Origin of the sequence: Micromonospora sp. NPDC005298 (assembly GCF_040607375.1) — a bacterium.
In the GTDB taxonomy this organism is placed as follows: Bacteria; Actinomycetota; Actinomycetes; order Mycobacteriales; family Micromonosporaceae; genus Micromonospora.
Map to the genome: position 1 here is coordinate 1 of NZ_JBEXGP010000036.1, position 18706 is coordinate 18706.

The 18706-nt window shown below is 72.8% G+C and carries 19 protein-coding genes; 5 read left to right on the top strand and 14 right to left on the bottom strand.

What is annotated here, in order from left to right; all coding sequences use genetic code 11:
* Positions 1 to 104 precede the first annotated feature (104 nt).
* Positions 105 to 2618, bottom strand: a complete 2514-nt coding sequence (pepN, locus tag ABZS77_RS28775; protein ID WP_354829271.1) for an aminopeptidase N — start codon at positions 2616 to 2618, stop codon at positions 105 to 107.
* A 69-nt stretch (positions 2619 to 2687) separates the two neighbouring features.
* On the opposite strand from pepN, the gene ABZS77_RS28780 reads away from it, so the two are divergent.
* Entirely contained in the window at positions 2688 to 2906 is a 219-nt protein-coding gene (locus ABZS77_RS28780; RefSeq protein WP_151488717.1) for a DUF397 domain-containing protein, read from the top strand.
* A 51-nt stretch (positions 2907 to 2957) separates the two neighbouring features.
* On the opposite strand, the gene ABZS77_RS28785 is transcribed toward ABZS77_RS28780, so the two are convergent.
* A complete protein-coding gene (locus ABZS77_RS28785) occupies positions 2958 to 3347 on the bottom strand; it encodes a hypothetical protein (protein WP_354829273.1) in 390 nt (129 codons plus the stop codon).
* A 207-nt stretch (positions 3348 to 3554) separates the two neighbouring features.
* On the opposite strand from ABZS77_RS28785, the gene ABZS77_RS28790 reads away from it, so the two are divergent.
* Positions 3555 to 4799 (top strand): cytochrome P450, encoded by a 1245-nt coding sequence (locus ABZS77_RS28790; RefSeq protein ID WP_354829275.1) that lies wholly within the window; start codon positions 3555 to 3557, stop codon positions 4797 to 4799.
* A 47-nt stretch (positions 4800 to 4846) separates the two neighbouring features.
* Here ABZS77_RS28790 and ABZS77_RS28795 read toward each other — a convergent pair whose 3' ends face one another.
* Positions 4847 to 6016 carry a zinc-dependent alcohol dehydrogenase gene (locus tag ABZS77_RS28795; RefSeq protein WP_354829277.1) on the bottom strand — a complete coding sequence of 390 codons (1170 nt, stop codon included), beginning with the start codon at positions 6014 to 6016 and terminating at the stop codon, positions 4847 to 4849.
* Positions 6013 to 6567 (bottom strand): cyclase, encoded by a 555-nt coding sequence (locus ABZS77_RS28800; RefSeq protein WP_354829279.1) that lies wholly within the window; start codon positions 6565 to 6567, stop codon positions 6013 to 6015. The genes ABZS77_RS28795 and ABZS77_RS28800 overlap by 4 nt, the downstream gene beginning before the upstream one ends.
* A gap of 147 nt (positions 6568 to 6714) precedes the next feature.
* Between ABZS77_RS28800 and ABZS77_RS28805 the strand changes: the two genes are divergently transcribed.
* Entirely contained in the window at positions 6715 to 7773 is a 1059-nt protein-coding gene (locus ABZS77_RS28805) for a glycosyltransferase (RefSeq protein ID WP_354829281.1), read from the top strand.
* A gap of 86 nt (positions 7774 to 7859) precedes the next feature.
* On the opposite strand, the gene ABZS77_RS28810 is transcribed toward ABZS77_RS28805, so the two are convergent.
* The 3 genes from ABZS77_RS28810 to ABZS77_RS28820 are packed head-to-tail and all read right to left on the bottom strand — an operon-like array spanning position 7860 to position 9824.
* A complete protein-coding gene (locus ABZS77_RS28810) occupies positions 7860 to 8498 on the bottom strand; it encodes a DUF3618 domain-containing protein (protein WP_354829283.1) in 639 nt (212 codons plus the stop codon).
* Positions 8495 to 8962, bottom strand: coding sequence for a phage holin family protein (locus ABZS77_RS28815; protein ID WP_354829285.1), 468 nt, complete (start codon positions 8960 to 8962; stop codon positions 8495 to 8497). The genes ABZS77_RS28810 and ABZS77_RS28815 overlap by 4 nt, the downstream gene beginning before the upstream one ends.
* 31 nt (positions 8963 to 8993) lie before the next feature.
* On the bottom strand, positions 8994 to 9824 hold the full coding sequence (locus tag ABZS77_RS28820) for a hypothetical protein (RefSeq protein ID WP_354829288.1): 831 nt from the start codon (positions 9822 to 9824) through the stop codon (positions 8994 to 8996).
* Between the two features lie 220 nt (positions 9825 to 10044).
* On the opposite strand from ABZS77_RS28820, the gene ABZS77_RS28825 reads away from it, so the two are divergent.
* Together ABZS77_RS28825 and ABZS77_RS28830 are read left to right on the top strand one after the other, a co-directional pair.
* Positions 10045 to 10536: a DUF4383 domain-containing protein gene (locus ABZS77_RS28825; protein ID WP_354829289.1), complete on the top strand. Its 492-nt coding sequence runs from the start codon at positions 10045 to 10047 to the stop codon at positions 10534 to 10536.
* Between the two features lie 72 nt (positions 10537 to 10608).
* On the top strand, positions 10609 to 11268 hold the full coding sequence (locus ABZS77_RS28830; RefSeq protein WP_354829291.1) for a DUF6766 family protein: 660 nt from the start codon (positions 10609 to 10611) through the stop codon (positions 11266 to 11268).
* A gap of 6 nt (positions 11269 to 11274) precedes the next feature.
* On the opposite strand, the gene ABZS77_RS28835 is transcribed toward ABZS77_RS28830, so the two are convergent.
* The 7 genes from ABZS77_RS28835 to ABZS77_RS28865 all read right to left on the bottom strand — a co-directional run bounded on the left by ABZS77_RS28835 (position 11275) and on the right by ABZS77_RS28865 (position 18679).
* Complete coding sequence (locus ABZS77_RS28835; protein ID WP_354829294.1) at positions 11275 to 11724, bottom strand: GNAT family N-acetyltransferase; 450 nt, start codon at positions 11722 to 11724, stop codon at positions 11275 to 11277.
* A gap of 70 nt (positions 11725 to 11794) precedes the next feature.
* Positions 11795 to 13264, bottom strand: coding sequence for a GTPase ObgE (gene obgE, locus ABZS77_RS28840; RefSeq protein WP_354829296.1), 1470 nt, complete (start codon positions 13262 to 13264; stop codon positions 11795 to 11797).
* A 92-nt stretch (positions 13265 to 13356) separates the two neighbouring features.
* Positions 13357 to 13611, bottom strand: a complete 255-nt coding sequence (gene rpmA / locus ABZS77_RS28845) for a 50S ribosomal protein L27 (RefSeq protein WP_074313740.1) — start codon at positions 13609 to 13611, stop codon at positions 13357 to 13359.
* 11 nt (positions 13612 to 13622) lie between these two features.
* Positions 13623 to 13937, bottom strand: a complete 315-nt coding sequence (rplU, locus tag ABZS77_RS28850) for a 50S ribosomal protein L21 (protein ID WP_007464063.1) — start codon at positions 13935 to 13937, stop codon at positions 13623 to 13625.
* 166 nt (positions 13938 to 14103) lie between these two features.
* Positions 14104 to 14580, bottom strand: a complete 477-nt coding sequence (locus ABZS77_RS28855; RefSeq protein ID WP_354829299.1) for a hypothetical protein — start codon at positions 14578 to 14580, stop codon at positions 14104 to 14106.
* Positions 14581 to 14678: 98 nt separating this feature from the next.
* Positions 14679 to 17735: an Rne/Rng family ribonuclease gene (locus ABZS77_RS28860; protein WP_354829301.1), complete on the bottom strand. Its 3057-nt coding sequence runs from the start codon at positions 17733 to 17735 to the stop codon at positions 14679 to 14681.
* A 131-nt stretch (positions 17736 to 17866) separates the two neighbouring features.
* Complete coding sequence (locus ABZS77_RS28865) at positions 17867 to 18679, bottom strand: TIGR03936 family radical SAM-associated protein (protein ID WP_354829303.1); 813 nt, start codon at positions 18677 to 18679, stop codon at positions 17867 to 17869.
* Positions 18680 to 18706 lie beyond the last annotated feature (27 nt).

The following is an 18706-nucleotide window of genomic DNA, read 5'->3' on the forward strand; positions in this document are numbered from 1 at the left end:
CGTGGTTGTACCTGGCGGGGGCCGCCCGGTGCGGGGGGGCGCGGGGGGGGGGGGGGGGGGGGGGGGGGGGGGGGGGTCCCCCCCCCCCGCCCCCGCCCGACGTGTCAGGCCGCCGTGGCGGCCACCGCCGTCCGGGCGACGAGCGCGCGCCGCAGGTCGTCGTCGGCGTCGAGGACCACCCGGCGCAGGCCCGGGGTCAGGTCGTCGCGGGCCAGCAGCGCCGCGGCCGCCTCCCGGGTCGGCTGCGCCACGGCGTAGCGGGGAAACGCCAGCATCGCCACCCGGTCGGCCGTCCACGCGGTACGCCGACCCGCGGCCGCCGGCATGTCGGCGAAGTACCGCTCGACGTACCCGGCGGTCAGCTCGACCTGCTCGGGCTGCCAGAACCCCTCGGCGGTCGCCTCCAACAGCCGGTTGGACAACTCGGTGTCGCGCACGATGACGTCCCACGCCGCCTGCTTCGCGGCCGGGTCGGGCAGGGCGGCCCGGCACCTGGCGGCCCGTTCCGCGCCCGTGGAGCTGACGTCGGCCGCGGCCTCGGCGTCGATCTCCGCCGCACCGGCGGCGCCCAGCACCACCAGTCGACGCAGCACCGCCCAGCGCAGCTCCGCGTCGACCTTCAGCCCGGCCGGCACGTCCCGACCGGCGAGCCAGCCGACGAGCAGATCCGTGTCGGTGGTCGCGGCAATCCAGCCCCGCGCGGCGGCGAGCTGCAACGACTCCCCCGCCGGCGCGCCGTCGAGCAGACGCCGGCACGCCTCGGCGATCCGGGCGAGCGCCGTCGACCGGGTCAGCGGGTCGAGGTAGCGGTCGACGAGCGACCGGCTGAGACTCAGCACGTCCTCCGCGATGATCACCTCCGTCTCGGCCGGCAGCGCCGCGACCATCAGGTCGACCAGGCCGGTGACCGGCCGCTCCCCGTCGGTCGCCGCGTCCAACGCCTCACTCCAGAGCACCGCCCGGGTGAGCGAGTCGGCCAGGCCGGGCAGCACCAGCGGGACGGCGTCCGCCGACGCCGGGTCGAGGCGCACCTTGGCGAAGGTGAGGTCACCGTCGTTGAGCAGCAGCAGCCGAGCCGCCGGCTCACCGACCAGCTCGGCGAGCACGGTACGACCACCGTCGACGGCCGGATCCAGATCGACCTCGTGCCGCCGTACGGTGCCGTCCGCCTCGTACCGGCCCACGCCGATCCGGTGCGGGCGCAGCACCGGGTACGACTCGGGGGCGGTCTGCACCACTGCCACCTCGGTGTAGCGGCCCTCGGCGTCGACGGTGACCTCGGCCCGCAGCGTGTTGACCTGCGACCGGCGCAACCACAGCTCGGCCCAACCGGACAGGTCCCGACCACCGGCGGAGAGGCTGGTCAGCAGGTCGGCGAGGGTGGCGTTGCCGAAGCGGTGCGCGGCGAAGTGCGCGTTCAGCCCGGCGAGGAAGGCCTCGTCGCCGAGCCACGCGACCAACTGCCGCAGGACACTGGCCCCCTTGGCGTACGAGATGCCGTCGACGTTGAGCAGACCCTCGGCGGCGTCGGCCACCTCCGTCGGCGCGACCGGGTGGGTGGACGGGCGCTGGTCGGCCGCGTACCCCCAGGCCTTGCGGCGCATGGCGAACGTCGTCCACGTCCCCTCGAAGCGGGTCGCCTCGGCCGCGACCCGGACGCCCAGGTACTCCGCGAAGGACTCGTTGAGCCACAGATCGTCCCACCAGCGCATCGTGACCAGGTTGCCGAACCACATGTGCGCCATCTCGTGGGCGATCGTGATGGCGCGCATCTCCCGCTGCGTGTCGGTGACGGCCGAGCGGAACACGAAGTCGTCGCGGAACCCCACGATGCCCGGATGCTCCATGGCGCCGAGGTTGAACTCGGGCACGAACGCCTGCTCGTACTTGCCGAACGGGTAACGCTCCGCGAAGAGCTCGTGGAACCGGTCCAGGCACTGCCGGGTGATGGTGAGGATCTCCTCCGCGTCGGCGTCCAGGTGCCCGGCGAGCGACCGTCGGCAGTAGAGGGCCAGCGGCACGCCGTCGTGCTCGGCACGCCGCACGTGGTACGGGCCGGCGATCAGCGAGAAGAGGTATGTCGACAGCGGGAGGGTCGGGGCGAACTCCCAACGGCCGGGGGCCGGGTTGGCGGCCAGCTCGGCGTTGCCGGAGACCGTCCAGCTCGGCGGGGCGGTGACCGCGAGGGTGAACGACGCCTTGAGGTCTGGCTGATCGAACGCGGCGAAGATGCGTTGCACGTTGTCGAGGAACGTCACGGCGTACAGGTAGGTCTCGCCGTCGGCCGGGTCGACGAAGCGGTGCATCCCCTCCCCGGTGTTCGAATACGCCATCTCGGCCTCGACGAACAGCGTGTTGGTCGCCTCGAGATCGTCGAGCGGCAGCCGGTTGTCGGCCAACGTGCCGGGGTCGACGTCGCGTTCGTTGAGGCGTACCGCCAGCAGTCGGGCGGGTCTGACCTCGGCGAAGGTCGCGGTGCCGGGGGTCGCCCGGAACCGGACCTCGACGCGGGAACGGAACACGTCACCGTCGCCGGTCAGGTCGAGGTCCACCTGATAGGACTCGACGGTAATCGCCGCGCCACGCGCGGTCGCCTCTACACGGGTCAGGCTCGGCATCCGCTTATCCTGCCCGATGGGGATCGGCACCCGGTCACCACACGACCCTCGGCACTGGAGGAAAGAACCATGGCGCAGCACCCCAAGGGCGACTTCGACCTCTCTCGGGCGGTCTGGCAGCGGGCCGAGGGGGACACCTCCGACAGCGCGGTGGAGGTCGCCTTCGTCGACGATCTGATCGGCATGCGCAACTCCTCCGAGCCGGAGGGCCCGGTGCTGGTCTTCACCCAGGCCGAGTGGGACGCGTTCGTCGCCGGCGCGCAGGACGGCGAGTTCGACCTCGACTGACGGCCCCACGGTCGCGGGTGGCCCGGGACGGCCGTCACCCGCGACCGCCGGTCAGGCATCGCCGTCGCCCCAGCCGAGGCCACCCGGGCCGGGCGCGTGGTGGAAGCCCGGATGATCGGCCACGTCGACGCAGCGTTCCCCGTCCGGGCCGACCGCCCCGCAGAACAGGCGCTCGGCCCGGTGCCACGCGTCGGCCGGTGACAGGGCCGCCGCGCCGAGCGCCACCTCCGGGCGGAGCAGGCTCAGCGCCTCCGCGTACCCCACTGCCAGCTCGCGGGCGTCGGCCGCGCCGGGCGCGGTGAAGCCCAGGTGCACGGTGAAGAAGCGGCGCGGTCGGGTGGGCCGGCCGGGCGGTCCGATCAGTGGCCTGGCGTCCCGGCCCGCGCCCAGCGCACCGACTGCCCGCCGCTGCCGCCAGTACGGCGACCTGTTGTCGCGCATCTCGCCCTCCCCGTGGTCGTGGGCCGTCGGCCCGCCGGCTGACCGGCGATCCCGCCGACGGCGGCTCCACCAGCAAGCCAACCAGGTTCCGCCGCCCCTGGGAGGGGCCAGCGGGGCGCGCTGTCGACGCGGGGATTCAGCGGCTGTCACGCGGGTAGACGCGGCCGGGCGGCGGCGACGGCCGCCACCCGCACCCGAGGAGGCCCGATGGCGACCATGCCGGCCGACCGCAGCCCGGACAGCACCCTCGCGCTGCTCCGCGCCGGCTACCGGTTCATCGGCGAGCGCTGCGACCGGTACGGCAGCGACATCTTCCAGACCCGGATCCTGCTCGCGCCGACCATCTGCCTCCGTGGCCGGCCGGCGGCGGTGCTGTTCTACGACACCGAACGCTTCCAGCGGCAGGGCGCGATGCCGTTGCGGGTGCAGCGGACCCTCACCGGCCGGGGCGGCGTGCAGGGGCTGGACGGGTCGGAACACGCCGACCGCAAGGCCATGTTCATGTCGATCATGACGCCGGCCGCGATCCACCAGCTCGGCCAGCTCTTCGACGAAGAGTGGCAGGCCCGGATCCCGGCCTGGGAGGCCGCCGGGCCGGTGACGCTCTACGACGAGCTGGGCCGCCTGCTGACCCGGGTGGTGTGCGCCTGGGCCGGGGTGCCGCTGCCGGCGTCCCAGGTCGACCGCCGCGCCGTCGAACTGCACGCCATGATCGAGGCGCCGGCCGCGGTCGGCCCCCGGCACTGGCGGGGACTGCTCGCCCGCCGCCGCGCCGAACGGTGGATCGGCAGCGTCATCGAACGGACCCGCCTCGGCCTCCACCCGGCGCCCGCCGGCAGCGCCCTGGCGGTGATCGCCGAACACCGGGACGCCCGGGGAACGCTGCTCCCCCGCCGGATCGCGGCTGTCGAACTGCTGAACGTGCTGCGGCCGGTGGTCGCCGTCGACCAGTACATCGCCTTCGCCGCGCTCGCCCTGCACGACCACCCCGCCTGGCGGCAGCGGGCCCGCGACGACGACGAGGCGACCGGGCACTTCGTGCAGGAGGTACGGCGCTACTACCCCTTCTTCCCGATAGCGGCCGCCCGGGTCCGGCGCTCCTTCGACTGGCAGGGGCACCACTTCCCCCGAGGGCGACGGGTGCTGCTCGACCTGTACGGCACCAACCACCACCCGACACTCTGGCCACAACCGGAGCTGTTCCGGCCGGAGCGGTTCGCCGGCCGCCGCGGCGATCCGTTCGACCTGATCCCGCAGGGTGGCGGCGACCACTGGGCGGGGCACCGCTGCGCCGGCGAATGGATCACCATCGACCTGATGAAGCGGGCCGTCACCAACCTCACCACCGTCATGCGCTACGACGTCCCCGGCCAGGACCTGACCCTGGACCTGCGGCGGATGCCCGCGCTGCCGCCCGTCGACCTGACCCTCGCCAACGTCCGTCGCGCCTGACCCCGTCCCACCACGCGTGGCGGTGGGACGGGGTGTTCGTCAACTGATCACGGATGCAGGACGCTGCGCAGACAGCCGTCCTGCTTCTTCTCGAACAGCTCGTAGCCGTGGGCGCCCTGCTCCAGGGAGACCGGATGGGTGGCCAGGTAGCCGGGATCCATCTCGCCGGCGGCGAGACGGTCGAGCAGCATCGGAATGTAGCGCTGGGCGTGCATCTGCCCCATCCGCAACACCAGGGCCTTGTTCATCGCCGCGCCGAGGGGGAACTTGTCGACCAGGCCGGCGTACACGCCGACGATGCTCACCGTGCCGCCCTTGCGGCAGGCCATGATCGCCTGACGGACCGAGGTGGGACGGTCGGTCTGCAACCGCGCCGACTGCTTCACCCGGTCGTACGCGTAGGTCGGCCCGACGTCGTGCGACTCCATGCCGACGGCCTCGATGCAGGCGTCCGGGCCGCGTCCACCGGTCATCTCCCGCAGCGCCTCCAGCACGTCGGTCTCCGCGTAGTTGACGGTCTCCACGCCGATCCGGTCGGCGGCCGTGGCCAGCCGGTCCGGGAACCGGTCGATCATGATGACCCGCTCGGCGCCGAGGAGTTGCGCCGACCGGGCCGCCATCTGCCCGACGCCGCCGGCACCCCACACGGCGACCACCTCACCACCGGTGAGCCCGCAGAAGTCCGCCGCCATCCACCCGGTGGGCATCGCGTCGGAGGCGAACACCACCGAGTCGTCCGGCACCCCGTCGGGCACCGCGAACGCGCCGACGTCACCGAACGGCACCCGGATGTACTCGGCGTGCGAGCCGGCGTAGCCGCCCGCCGCGTGCGAGTAACCCAGGATGCCCGCCGGCGAGTGGCCCCACAGCTTCTCGGTGAACACCGGCTGGGGGTTGGAGTTGTCGCAGAGCGAGTACTGCTCGGTCCGGCAGTACCAGCAGCCACCGCAGGCGACCACCGAGCCGACCACCACCCGGTCCCCGACGCGGTGCCGCCGTACGCCCGGACCGGTCTCCACCACCTCGCCCATGAACTCGTGGCCGAGGATGTCCCCCTCCCGCATCGCCGGCAGGTACCCGTTGATCAGGTGCAGGTCGGAGCCGCAGACGCTGCTGGCCCGCACCCTGACGATGATGTCCCCGTCCGCGCGGATCCGGGGCTCCGGCACGTCCCGCACCGCCAGCTTGCCGACACCCTCCCAGCACAACGCCCTCACGCACGGCCTCCCGTCATCAGCTTCTTCCTCGCCCTGTCGGTCGCCTTCTCCTGGGCAGGGCTGCGACCGGACGGGTCGTTCCGGGTGTCCAGCACCTCACCGCACTCGATCAGCGACTTCGCACGCCGCAGCGCGTCACGCAGGGCGAGGTCCGGTTCGTCGCCCTTGACCAGCCCGAACACCCGGCGCACCGGACCGGAGCGGTAGCGCAGCTCGGCCCGGATCTCGGTGCCCCGGCCCTGCGGGGCGTCGACCAGCTCGATCCGGCCCTCCTGCGGCGTCGACCCGTCCACACCCCGCCAGCTCAGCGCGCCCGGCCCGTCGACGGTGACCGCCCCCGGCCATCCGGCGTCGCCACCGGACCGGTCGGTCCAGAACGCCAGCACGGCGTCCCGGGGCCGGTCCACGGTCACCGCGCGGCGCACCACGTACCAGCCGTCCTGCCGGTCGGGCTGACGCCGGTGCCGGCGGCGGGCCACCGCCCGCCCGACACCGGCCGCGGTGACCGTGGTGACACCGAGCAGCGCCCACCTCGTTCCGTTGTTGGCCATGTCGTCTCCTCGGGATTGACAGCCGTACCGGCACGGCTACCCCTGGTCGGGCACTCGAAACGACATCCCGGTTTCAACGACCGGAGGACGGGCACCTGCTGCGGGCGGCCCACGCCGGCCGCACACCACCCTGGCGAGGAGGCGCCGATGCCCGTGCCGGCCACCGGTGACGCCCGGGGAGCCGGACCCGTCGCCGCCGGCTCACCGCCGGTCGACCTGCCGATGTCGTACGTGCTGCCGCTGCGCTGGCACCGCGACGCCGGCCTGTCCGAGCTCACCGACCACCTGCGCTGGCTGGCCGGCCGCGTCGAGGTGCTCGTGGTCGACGGCTCGCCTCCGGACCTCTTCGCCCGACACGCCGAAGCGTGGCGCGGCCTGGTCCGACACCTTCCGCCCGACCCCGCCCGGCGAGGGCTCAACGGCAAGGTCGTCGGAGTGCTCACCGGGGTCCGGGCGGCACGCCACGAACACGTCGTGATCGCCGACGACGACGTCCGGTACGACGAGGCCGGACTGCGCGCGGTGCACCGGCTGCTGGAGCGGGCCGACCTGGTCCGGCCGCAGAACTACTTCGACCCGCTGCCCTGGCACGCCTGGTGGGACACCGGCCGGACGCTGCTCAACCGGGCGCTCGGCGGCGACTACCCGGGCACCCTCGCGGTCCGCCGCAGCACCTTCCTCGACATGGGCGGGTACGACCCGGACGTCCTCTTCGAGAACCTGGAGCTGATCCGTGCCGTGCGCGCGTACGGCGGGGTCGAGGCCACGCCGGCCTGGCTGTACGTACGGCGGCTGCCGCCCGACGCGGCGCACTTCCGGGGCCAGCGGGTCCGCCAGGCGTACGACGACCTGGCCCAGCCGGCCCGCCTGGTGACCGCGCTCGCGGTCCTGCCGGCGCTGGCGACGGCGGTCGCGACCCGCCGCCGTCGACCGCTGCTCGTCATGGCGACCGCTGTGGTCGCCCTGGCCGAGGTGGGCCGTCGCCGCGCCGGCGGTACCACCGTCTTCGCGCCGAGCACGTCGCTCGCCGCCCCGCTGTGGCTACTGGAACGTGGCGTGTGCAGCTGGCTGGCGGTCGGTCAGCGGCTGCTGTTCGGCGGCGTCCGCTACGGCGACACCCGCATCCGCCGAGCCGCCCGCCCCCGGACCCCCGCGATCGTGCGCTCCCGGCGGCGGCGAAAGCCGCCGGGGCCGACGAGAGCCTGACCGGGACCGCACGGTCCCCCGGGGTGACACGCGACAGCTCGCGGGCGCCGAAGAGGGCGACCGCGAGCTGTCGGATGTTGCGTCGATCAGGTGCGCGACTGCTGGACTGTGTCTTTCACGTCGTGCGCGGCGGACTTCGAGTCGTCCCGGACGGCGTGCACGGCGTCCTGCGCGGTCGAGCGCACCGACTGGGCGGCGTGCTGGGCCGGCTCACGCAGCTCGTCCTTGAGCTCGTTGGCCACCTCGCCCAGCTTCTCCTTCACGGCTCCGCTGTGCTCGCCGACCTTCTCCTTGACCTGGGCGGCGGCCTGCTGCTCCCGGCGGGAGGCCGGGATCAGCGAGGAGGCCAGCCAGCCCACGCCGAAGGCGATGAGGCCTGCGGCGAGGGGGTTGCCCTGGGACTTCTCTCGGATCACCCGCGGCGCGCTGTGGGCGGCGTCGCTGACGGTGGAGGCCGCCGAGTGCGCGGCGTCGTTGACGCTGGAGGCCGCCGACGAGGCGCGGTCGCCCACCGAGTGGGCGGCGTGGCCGGTGCCGTGGCCGAGGTCAGACGCGGTTCCCATGACCTTGTCCCTCACATTCTGCAGCGCGGAGCGGGCCCGCTGCTTGCGGTCGTCGACGATGCGGCTGGGGCTGACCTTGTACGCCAACGCGTCCACATCGGAGCTGAGGCTGTTGCGGGTGGCTTCGATCTCGCGGCGGATCTGGTCGGGATCGGTGCTCATCGGGTGACTCCCTCCGGGTGTGGCTTGAGCGCGTCGGGGATCCGCTGCACGCTGTCGTTGGTCTGCTTGAGGCCGCGTACGTGCTGGGCGTTCTTCTTGGCCATCGAGTAGAGGACAGCGGCGACCGCGGCCCAGATGACGGCCACGATCAGCGCCGCCAGACCGGAGTCCATGACGTTGTCCAGGAACTGCCACACGGCGATGGACACGAACAGCGCCACCATGTAGCCGCCGAACCCGGCGCCGCCGAAGAGCCCGGCGGCCTTGCCCGCCTTCTTGCCCTCCTGGCGGATCTCCGCCTTGGCCAGCTCGACCTCCTGGCGCATCAGCGTCGACAGGTCGGTGGTGACCTGACGCATCAGGTCACCGAGCGAGCTGCCCTTCACCTCCGCCGCGGTGTGCGGGGCACCCGCGTCGGGGTGGTATCCGGAGTCCAGTCCGGACCCCTGCGTCGGCATGGTCATGCCGTCGGCTCCCTTCGGATGGCTCGGCGGCTCACGGGCGGTTGGTGCCGCTTGACGGCACGCCCGGCAGCGGGTCGGTCTGGTTCACCGGGGGCAGCGGCTGGCCGGTGCCCGTGTGCTCCGGCTGCTCGCCCCGGACCGGGTCGGTGTAACCACCGGGGGTCGGCTCGGTGTAGCCACCGGACGTCGGCTCGGTGTAGCCACCGGACGTCGGCTCGGTGTACGTGCCGGGCGTCGGGTCGAGGTAGCCACCCGGCGGAACGGTGTCCTGCGCCGGCTGGGTCGGGATCACCGCGGTCTGCTCCGGGTCGTACGCGCCCGCGCCCCGGTAGCTCGGGGAGACGCTGCCGGAGTCGTCACCGGCGGCGGAGATGCTGCGGGTCAGCCGTCCGGCCAGCACACCGAGCACGGCCGCGCCGACCAGGAAGGTGCCCGGGTTGCGTCGCGCGTAGTCGCGTACCTCGGTGATCAGGTCGCCCGGCTGGCGCTCGTCCAGCCAGCCGGCGACACCGTGCACCCGGTCGGCGGCCTGGCGGGCCAGCTCGCTCACCGGCCCGGCCTGGCCACCCTGCTCGGCCATCGACCGCATCTCGTCGGCGATCGACCGCAGTCCGGTGGCGGCGCGTCGCTGCTGGTCGCCGGCCTGGCTGGTGAGCTGGGTACGCGCCTCGCCGTACAGGTTGCGGGCCTGCCGGGCGGCCTCGCGGCCCACCTCGGTGCCCTGCTCCTTGGCGGTCTGCGCGACCGCTCCACCAGCGTTGGCGGCCTCCGAGCCGACCTGGCGGGCCTGCTCGCGGACGCCACCGCCGTTGGTCGACTGCTGCCCATAGGTGGAAGTCGTAGGTGACAGATCGTAGGTCATGATGTCCCTTCCGCTCGGAAAGTCGTCGCGGTTGTGCTGGGGGATGTCGACCGCGTCGCCGCGGCCTCCACCCCTTGACCTACCCTGCGTTTTCTCTTCCATACCTCTTCGTGCATTTCTCTGCGGCAGCGGTCGGGTCCGCTCAAAATGGAGGATCGTGATGCCGCCACCACGGACGGTGAGATTCGCGGGGCCGGCATATCCACGAAAGGGGGCAGCGATGGCACGAGACGCGCGAGGTGGCCGGCCGTCCGGCTCGCGACCCCGGGTACAGGTGGCCGCGCTCGTCGTGGCCGGGGTCTTCCTGCTGATCGGCGTCCTCGGCTTCATCCCCGGCATCACCACCGACTACCGTGAGCTGGCCTTCGCCGGGCACCACTCCGAGGCGAAGCTGCTCGGGCTCTTCCAGGTGTCGATCCTGCACAACGCGGTGCACCTGCTGTTCGGGCTGGCCGGTCTCGTGCTGGCCCGCACCATCGCCGGCGCCCGGCTGTTCCTGGCCGCCGGCGGCGCGATCTACCTCGCCCTCTGGCTCTACGGGCTGGCCATCGAGGCGGTCGACGCGGAGGGTGGCGCGAACATCCTGCCGGTCAACGGCGCCGACAACTGGCTGCACCTCGCACTCGGCTTCGGCATGCTCGCCCTCGGGCTGCTGCTGTCGAACCAGGTGGGCACCGGCGGGCGCCTGGACACCCCCGTCGAGGGGACCTGACCTGCCGCTGGGGCGGTTTCGCGGCCATCGAGGTGTGAGTATCCCGGGGCGATCCGCGAAGGAGGTGACGAGATGCCCCGTTGGTTACGCGACAACGCGCTGACCATCGCCATGCTGGGTGCGTTCCTGGTCTTCCTGGTGCTGCAGAGCGTCTTCGGCTGGCAGAGCCACAACGAGGAGCTGACCGAGTTCGGTGCCGCACCGCTGAGCTGGCCGGCGTACCTGACCACCGGTCACTTCGCCGAGGCCGTCTTCGAGAACTGGGAGTCGGAGTTCCTCCAGATGGGCGGGTACGTGCTGCTCACCGCGTACCTGGTGCAGCGCGGGTCGGCCGAGTCGAAGCCGGTGGACCAGACCGACCGGCCGGAGGACGGCGAGGACCACGCCACCGCCCGCTCACCCTGGCCGGTCCGCGCCGGTGGCCTACCGCTCGTGGTCTACCGCAACAGCCTCTCCATCGCACTGCTGCTGATCTTCGCCGGCTCGTTCGTCGGACACCTGCTCGGCGGCACCGCCGCCTACAACCAGGAGCAGGCGTTGCAGAGCGGCGCACCACCGATCGGGGCGTGGGACTTCCTGCGCACCAGCGACTTCTGGTTCCAGTCCATGCAGAACTGGCAGAGCGAGTTCCTCGCAGTCGGCGCCCTGATCCTGCTGAGCATCGTCCTGCGTCAGCACGCCTCGCCGGAGTCGAAGCCGGTCACCGTCGCCCACGCCACCACCGGCGCCTAGCCGGCGTCAGGCCGCGACCGGGAGCCGCTTGGCGAAACAGACGCTGTACGGGTTGCCGACGTACTCGCCGTAGACCGGGATCGGTTCGTAACCGCACGAGGTGTACAACCCGATGGCGGCCGGGAGGTACGTGCCGGTCTCCAGACAGACCACCGTGTGGCCCTGCCGGAACGCGCACTCCTCCAACGCGGCGAGCAGCTGGCGGGCGACACCCCGCCCCCGGTACGCCGGCCGGACGTACATCCGCTTGAGCTCGGCGGTCGCGGCGTCGAGCGACTGGAGACCACCGCAGGCGACCGCCCGCCCGTTCACCACCGCCGCCAGGTAGCGGATGTCGTCGTGGGTGAGGGTGACCTGCCCGTCCAGGCCGCCGTCGGCGTCGCGCAGCTCACGCTGCTGGGCGACGACCAGTGCGGCGATCTCCGGATCGGTGGCGGGCCGCGCTTCGATCAACATCACCCGACGTTAGGCGCGGTGGATTTCGGGCAGGTTTCCGGCAGTCGACCCGACCACGGAGCGCAACCGGCTACTCGGCGTCGTCCTCGTCGTCGATGACGTCGTCGTCGGACGAGTCCGCGCCGACCTCGTCGGCCGAACGCACCCGGCGGGCCTTGCGCGCGGCGAGCCGCTCGGCCGCCGACGCCCGGTTCGACTTCTCCTCCAGCCGGATGTCGGTGCCCCGGTTGCCGGGCACGAACTCCACACCGGCGAAGAGCGTCGGCTGCCAGTCGAACTCGCGCTCACCGATACGGACCAGGTCGCCGGGCTGCGCGCCGGCCTTGGCCAGCTTGTCCTCGACACCCAGCCGGGCCAGCCGGTCCGCCAGGTACCCGACCGCCTCGTCGTTGTCGAAGTTCGTCTGCTTGACCCACCGCTCCGGCCGGACACCACGCACGGTGAAGGAGCCGTCCGACTCGGCCGTGATGGTGAAGCCAGCGTCGTCCACGGCCAGCGGACGGATCACGATCCGGGTCGGCTCGGCCGGAGGCGCCGCCTTGCGCTCCGCCTCGACCAGCTCGGCCATCGCGTACGTCAGCTCCTTGAGCCCCTCCCGGGTGGCCGCGGAGACCTCGAACACCCGGTAACCGCGCTCCTCCAGGTCCGGTCGGACGATCTCGGCGAGATCCCGGCCGTCCGGTACGTCGACCTTGTTCACGGCCACCAGCCGCGGGCGCTCGGTCAGGCCGCCGTACTGGCTCAGCTCGGCCTCGATGGCGTCGATGTCGGCGACCGGGTCACGGCCGGGCTCCAGCGTCGCCGAGTCGATGACGTGCACCAGCACGGCGCACCGCTCGATGTGTCGCAGGAACTCCAGGCCCAGGCCCTTGCCGTTGGCCGCGCCCGGGATCAGCCCCGGCACGTCGGCGACGGTGAACGTGTGGTTGTCCATCCGGACCACACCCAGGTTGGGCACGAGGGTGGTGAACGGGTAGTCGGCGATCTTCGGCTTCGCGGCGGAGATCACCGAGATCAGCGACGACTTGCCGGCCGACGGGAAGCCCACCAGGCCCACGTCGGCGACGCTCTTGAGCTCCAGGACGATGTCCAACTGGTCGCCGGGCTCCCCCAGCTCGGCGAAGCCCGGAGCCTTGCGCTTGGCGTTTGCAAGCGAGGCGTTGCCCCGCCCGCCCCGCCCACCGCGGGCCACCTCGAAGGTGGTGCCAGCGCCGACCATGTCGGCCAGCACTGTGCCGTCGGTGGACTGCACCACGGTGCCGTTGGGGACCTTGAGCACCAGGTTGTGGCCGTTGGCGCCGTCCCGGTTCGACCCGGCGCCACCCTTGCCGTTGTCGGCCTTGACGTGCGGGTGGAAGTGGAAGTCGAGCAGCGTGGTCACCTGCGGGTCGACCACCAGCGACACGCTGCCGCCGTGCCCGCCGTTCCCGCCGTCCGGCCCGCCGAAGGGCTTGAACTTCTCGCGGTGGATCGAGACACAACCGTGCCCGCCATCACCGGCCTGCAGATGCAGAACGACCCGGTCAACGAACGTCGCCACGGCGTCAATCCTTCCAGCGAGGGTCGACCCCGCACTTCGAAAAAGCGAAGCGGGCCGGGACCCGGAGGTCCGCGGCCCGCTCAGCCTGAGAGCTACTGCTGCGGAACGATGCTGACGGTCTTGCGACCGCGCTTGGTGCCGAACAGGACCGCACCGGCCGACAGCGCGAACAGCGTGTCGTCGCCGCCACGGCCGACCAGGTCACCGGGGTGGAACTTGGTGCCACGCTGCCGGATGAGGATCTCACCGGCGCTGACGACCTGACCACCGAAGCGCTTCACGCCGAGTCGCTGGGCCGCGGAGTCACGACCGTTACGCGAGCTGGACGCACCCTTTTTGTGAGCCATTGGAGGACGACCTACTTCCCGCTGGAGATGCCGGTCACCTTGACCTGGGTCAACGGCTGGCGGTGACCCTGGCGCTTGTGGTAGCCGGTCTTGTTCTTGAACTTGTGGATCCGGATCTTCGGGCCCTTGGTGTGCGCGGCGATTTCGCCGGACACCGCGACCTCGGCAAGCTTCGCCGCGTCGGTCACCAGGTCGTCACCGTCGACGAGGAGCACCGCGGTGAGCTTCACCGCGTCACCGGGAGCACCGGTGAGCTTCTCGACCTCGATCACGTCGCCCTCGGCGACCTTGTACTGCTTGCCGCCGGTCTTGACGATCGCGTACATCGGAGGCGGACTCCCTGTCGTTGAGGCTGCTGGCGGTCGTCCCCGTGGCGGCTCGCCGGGTAGCAGTGCACGGCGGCGCGGGCACACGGGAACACGGCACACCAAAAGTGCGCCGCAGGCAAGAGTACGCCATCGCCGGCCCGGACCCCAAACCGGCCCGCCCTGCTCAGCGGGGGCAGAGCTGGTCGAGACGCTGCTGGAGCCTGTCGAGTTCGGTCTCGTCGATCGACTCGACGTCGACACCGAGCGCGGCGACCTCGGTCCCGATGTCGGTGAGCAGCGTCTTGAGCTGCGGATCGGCCGTCCGCGCGGACTGTTCCCGCAACGCCGTCCGCCAGCCCGTCAGCGCCGCCTCGGCCCGTTCACGGGCGGCCTCGGCGGTGGCGCCGTCCCCCTCACCCAGTGCCGCCATCATCCGACCCAACTCCGCCACGTACGTCTGGACGGCGCTGGTGCCGACCTGCCGTGCGGCGGCGCAGACCTGGGCGGCGTCACCGGCCGCCGCACCGCCACCGGCGGCCGTGCTCGCCGGAGCGGCGGGGACGCCCCCGGTGGGCGACCCAGACGGGCTCCCGTCGGTGGCGCAGCCGCCCCCGGCGGAGAGCGCGGCGACCAGCACGGTGACGGCGAGCAGACGGCGCATCTTCTTCTCCTGACCGGAAGTGGCCGGACCGGCGAGGTCCCTCCCCCGTCACTATGCCGGGGAAGGGACCTCGTCAAACATCGGGCCGGTCAGGCGAGTCAGGGGCGGGTCCGCCGGCGGGCGCCACCCCGACGGGAACGGCGACGGCCGGCGCCGCCCTCGGTGCTCTCCTCGTCGGAGTCACCGTCGGCGAGCGCATCCGGGTCGTCCGCGGCGGCCAGCCGGGCCGACTCGCCCTGCTGGCTGTCCGACACGGCCGGCGCGGCGGCGGTGTCCGACTCGTAGCGGGACAGGTCGTAGCCCATGGTGTCGACGTAGTCGACGTCCGGTTCGGCGGCGTTGTCGGTCTCGGTGACCTCGACCACCGCCTTCTCGGCCGACGCGCTCTTGCGCGCCCGGCGCCGGGACGACGCGGTGCCCTGCTCGGCGGGCGGGGCGGCGGCGACCGACGAGGCGACCGCCTTGACCTTCTCCCCCGCACCGGCGGGGCGCGGCTTCTCCGGCACCGGCTCGGTGTGCATGATGACGCCCCGGCCCTTGCAGCACTCGCAGGTCTCGCTGAACGCCTCCAGCAGGCCCGCGCCGATCCGCTTACGGGTCATCTGCACCAGACCGAGCGAGGTGATCTCGGTGACCTGGTGCTTGGTCCGGTCCCGGCCCAGGCACTCGGTCAGCCGGCGCAGCACCAGCTCACGGTTCGACTCCAGCACCATGTCGATGAAGTCGATCACCACGATGCCACCGATGTCCCGCAGCCGGAGCTGACGGACGATCTCCTCGGCCGCCTCCAGGTTGTTGCGGGTGACCGTCTCCTCCAGGTTGCCCCCGGAGCCCGTGTACTTGCCGGTGTTGACGTCGACCACAGTCATGGCCTCGGTCTTGTCGATCACCAGCGAGCCACCGGAGGGCAGGAAGACCTTGCGGTCCAGACCCTTGATGATCTGCTCGTCGATCCGGTACTCGGCGAAGACGTCGCTCGTGCCGACATGCCGGCGCACCCGGTCCACCAGGTCCGGGGAGACGTGCGACAGGTACGACTCGACCATGTCGTACGACTGCTCGCCCTCGATCACCAGCTCGCGGAAGTCCTCGTTGAACAGGTCACGGACCACGCGGATGACCAGGTCCGGCTCCCCGTAGAGCAGCGCCGGGGCGCCACCCTCGGCGGCCTTGGCCTGGATGTCCTCCCACTGCGCCTGGAGCCGCTTGACGTCCCGGGCCAGCTCGTCCTCGCTGGCGCCCTCGGCGGCCGTACGGACGATCACGCCCGCGCCGTCCGGGACCAGCTTCTTGAGCGCGTCACGCAGCCGCTTGCGCTCGTTGTCCGGCAGCTTGCGGCTGATCCCGGACGCGTTGCCGTTGGGCACGTACACCAGGTGCCGGCCGGACAGCGCGATGTGGCTGGTCAGCCGGGCGCCCTTGTGCCCGATCGGGTCCTTGGTGACCTGGACCAGCACCGAGTCGCCGGAGCGCAGCGCCTGCTCGATCGAGCGGGCGCGCCCCTCCAGGCCGGAGGTGTCCCAGTTGACCTCGCCGGCGTACAGCACCGCGTTGCGGCCCCGGCCGACGTCGACGAACGCCGCCTCCATGCTCGGCAGCACGTTCTGGACCTTGCCCAGGTACACGTTGCCGGCCATGGTGCCGGAGGAGTTGCGGGTGACGTAGTGCTCGACCAGCACCCCGTCCTCCAGGACGGCGATCTGGGTGCGGTCACCCCGCTGGCGGACCGCCATCACCCGGTCGACCGCCTCCCGGCGCGCCAGGAACTCCGACTCGCTGAGGATCGGCGGGCGCGTACGCCGCTGCTCCCGGCCGTCCCGGCGGCGCTGGCGCTTGGCCTCCAGCCGGGTCGAGCCGGACACGCCCTGCACCTCGTCGACGGTCTTGCGCGGCTCGCGGATCTTGACCACGGTCGGTACACCGTCGTCGGCGGCGGCACCCTCCGTGTCGCCCGCGCCGCGACGGCGGCGACGGCGACGGCGGCGGGTCATCCCGTCGGCGCCCTCGGACTCCTCGTCCTCGTCGCCCTCAACCTCGGCGGTCTCCTCCTCCTCGGCCTGTGCGGCCTCCTCGGAGTCGTCGTCCTCTGCGTCGTCGGCGCCGCCCTTGCCCCGGCCCCGGCCACGGCGACCACGCCGGCGGCGGCGGCGCGCGGCGGCGCTGTCCTCGTCGTCCTCATCCGCCTCGGTGGCCTCCTCGGCCTCCTCGGTGGGCTCCTCCTCGGCCTCGATCGCCTCGACCGGCTCCACCGGCTCGACGTCGCGGCGGCCACGCCGGCGACGGCGGGACGGCTCGGCCTCGACGGCCGGCTCCTCGGCGACCGGGGCGGGCTCCGCCGGCCGGGTCACCGGTACGGCGTCCGGCTGCGGCGCCATGAACAGCACGGTGGGCGCGGTGAGCGCGGCCCGGCGACGGCGGGTACGCGGCTGCTCCGGCTCGACCACCTCGGCCGGCTCGTCGGGTACGGCGGGCACGGCCACGCCCGGCGGCACCTCACCGGAGCGCTCCTGCGCGCCGCTGGTCCGGGTCGCCTCGGCCCCGATGCCCGGGGTGGCCTCGTTCAGCTCGGCCTCGGCCTCGCGCAGGTCGGACTCCGCCGCCTGGGCGTCCTCGTCCTCGACGGCGGGCACCTCGTCGACGGCCGGCGGCTCCTCGACGGCGGCGGGAGGCTCCTCGACGGCGGCGGTCGTTGCCTTCTTGCGCCGGGTGCGGGTCACCTTGACCGGGGGGACGACGTCGGTCGGGGCCACCTCCGCACCGGCCGCGACCAGCGGCTCGTCGGCGGTCGTCTCGACGGGGGTCGCCTTGCGGCGGCGCCGGGGGGTCTTCGGGGCGACGTCCAGGTCACCGGAGACCGGGGCGAAGACCTCGGCCTGCGGCGACTCGACAGCGCCGGCGCCAGCGGTGGACGCCTCGACGGGCGCCTCGGCCTGCTCCGGCTGGTTGAGCGGGGCGGCCCGACGCCGGGTCGCCCGGGCACGCCGTGCCGGCGGGGCGGGCTCGGCGTTCGGGGCGGACTCGCCGTTCTCCGCCCCGGACGGCTGGGCGCCGGGGGTCGCGACGGTGCCACCGCCGGTGGTGGCGCTCTGGTCGGCGGTGTCACCGGCCGGCTGTGAACCGGTCCGTTCGCCGCCCTCGGGCTCGTTCTCGAGCATGGACGTTCTCCAGTTCTGGCTAGCCCGGGCGCGGGTGAGCGCTGCCACGCAGGGTCGCCGCAAAAGTGTTTCCGCCGGGCGCGCGTGGTGCGCGACCGCCGAAGTCTGCCTGCCAGAGCACTGACCGTCGGTCAGTGCCCAACGATGGCTGCCCCGTCGCGGTCCGCATCCAACGGATCCACGATCGCACCCTGCGCGGTCAGCGTGCCCTGAGCCAGCCGGGTCACCCTCGGCGAGACCGGCGGCTCCAGGTCGGCCACCACGCGGAGGCCGGAAAGGACGTCATCGGGCCGTACGGACGGGGTGACCTGCCGCACGACCAGTTCGAGTATCGCACACGGGACGGCCGGTGCCCCGGAAGGCGTCGGCGTCGGGGCGAGGACATCGATCGACATCACCGCCGAGCGGGCGTCGAACGTCCGTCGGCCCTGCTTGGTCATCCGCTCGACCAGCACCTCGTCGGCGGCGGTGAACGCGTCCACGGCGGCGCGCAGCACAGCCGTGTCGACCTCGGGCAACTCGATGTGCCAGTGCGAGGCCTCGATCCGGTCCGGCAGGCTGCCCCCGTCGGCGATCACGGCGTCCAGCACGTCCAGCCCGGGCGAGAGCGCGGCGTCAAGCGCCGCCCGCAGCGCCTCCGGGTCGACCGGCGCCTGGAGGCCGATCTCCAGGTACTCGGCCTCACTCGCCACGCCGGTGGGCGCGGCGCTGGCGTACGAGATCTTCGGGTGCGGAGTGAACCCCTGGGAGAAGGCGATCGGCACGGCGGCCCGACGCAGCGCGCGCTCGAAGGCCCGGGCGAAGTCCCGGTGCGAGGTGAACCGCAGAGGGCCGCGCTTGGCGTACCGGATGCGGACGCGCTGGACGACCGGCGCCTGGCCGCCCTCGGGTTGAGGCTTTCTGGCGATCGTGGGCTCCTCGGGTGTACCTGCGTGTCCGCCCATCCTGGCGCAGGGCTCGTGACCGTACGC

Excerpts from the sequence above, each read along its gene's own strand:
- pepN (WP_354829271.1), bottom strand. The coding sequence starts at position 2,618 with ATGCCGAGCCTGACCCGTGTAGAGGCGACCGCGCGTGGCGCGGCGATT.
- ABZS77_RS28780 (WP_151488717.1), top strand. The coding sequence starts at position 2,688 with ATGGCGCAGCACCCCAAGGGCGACTTCGACCTCTCTCGGGCGGTCTGG.
- ABZS77_RS28785 (WP_354829273.1), bottom strand. The coding sequence starts at position 3,347 with ATGCGCGACAACAGGTCGCCGTACTGGCGGCAGCGGCGGGCAGTCGGT.
- ABZS77_RS28790 (WP_354829275.1), top strand. The coding sequence starts at position 3,555 with ATGGCGACCATGCCGGCCGACCGCAGCCCGGACAGCACCCTCGCGCTG.
- ABZS77_RS28800 (WP_354829279.1), bottom strand. The coding sequence starts at position 6,567 with ATGGCCAACAACGGAACGAGGTGGGCGCTGCTCGGTGTCACCACGGTC.
- ABZS77_RS28805 (WP_354829281.1), top strand. The coding sequence starts at position 6,715 with ATGCCCGTGCCGGCCACCGGTGACGCCCGGGGAGCCGGACCCGTCGCC.
- ABZS77_RS28810 (WP_354829283.1), bottom strand. The coding sequence starts at position 8,498 with ATGAGCACCGATCCCGACCAGATCCGCCGCGAGATCGAAGCCACCCGC.
- ABZS77_RS28815 (WP_354829285.1), bottom strand. The coding sequence starts at position 8,962 with ATGACCATGCCGACGCAGGGGTCCGGACTGGACTCCGGATACCACCCC.
- ABZS77_RS28820 (WP_354829288.1), bottom strand. The coding sequence starts at position 9,824 with ATGACCTACGATCTGTCACCTACGACTTCCACCTATGGGCAGCAGTCG.
- ABZS77_RS28825 (WP_354829289.1), top strand. The coding sequence starts at position 10,045 with ATGGCACGAGACGCGCGAGGTGGCCGGCCGTCCGGCTCGCGACCCCGG.
- ABZS77_RS28830 (WP_354829291.1), top strand. The coding sequence starts at position 10,609 with ATGCCCCGTTGGTTACGCGACAACGCGCTGACCATCGCCATGCTGGGT.
- ABZS77_RS28835 (WP_354829294.1), bottom strand. The coding sequence starts at position 11,724 with ATGTTGATCGAAGCGCGGCCCGCCACCGATCCGGAGATCGCCGCACTG.
- rpmA (WP_074313740.1), bottom strand. The coding sequence starts at position 13,611 with ATGGCTCACAAAAAGGGTGCGTCCAGCTCGCGTAACGGTCGTGACTCC.
- rplU (WP_007464063.1), bottom strand. The coding sequence starts at position 13,937 with ATGTACGCGATCGTCAAGACCGGCGGCAAGCAGTACAAGGTCGCCGAG.
- ABZS77_RS28855 (WP_354829299.1), bottom strand. The coding sequence starts at position 14,580 with ATGCGCCGTCTGCTCGCCGTCACCGTGCTGGTCGCCGCGCTCTCCGCC.
- ABZS77_RS28860 (WP_354829301.1), bottom strand. The coding sequence starts at position 17,735 with ATGCTCGAGAACGAGCCCGAGGGCGGCGAACGGACCGGTTCACAGCCG.
- ABZS77_RS28865 (WP_354829303.1), bottom strand. The coding sequence starts at position 18,679 with ATGGGCGGACACGCAGGTACACCCGAGGAGCCCACGATCGCCAGAAAG.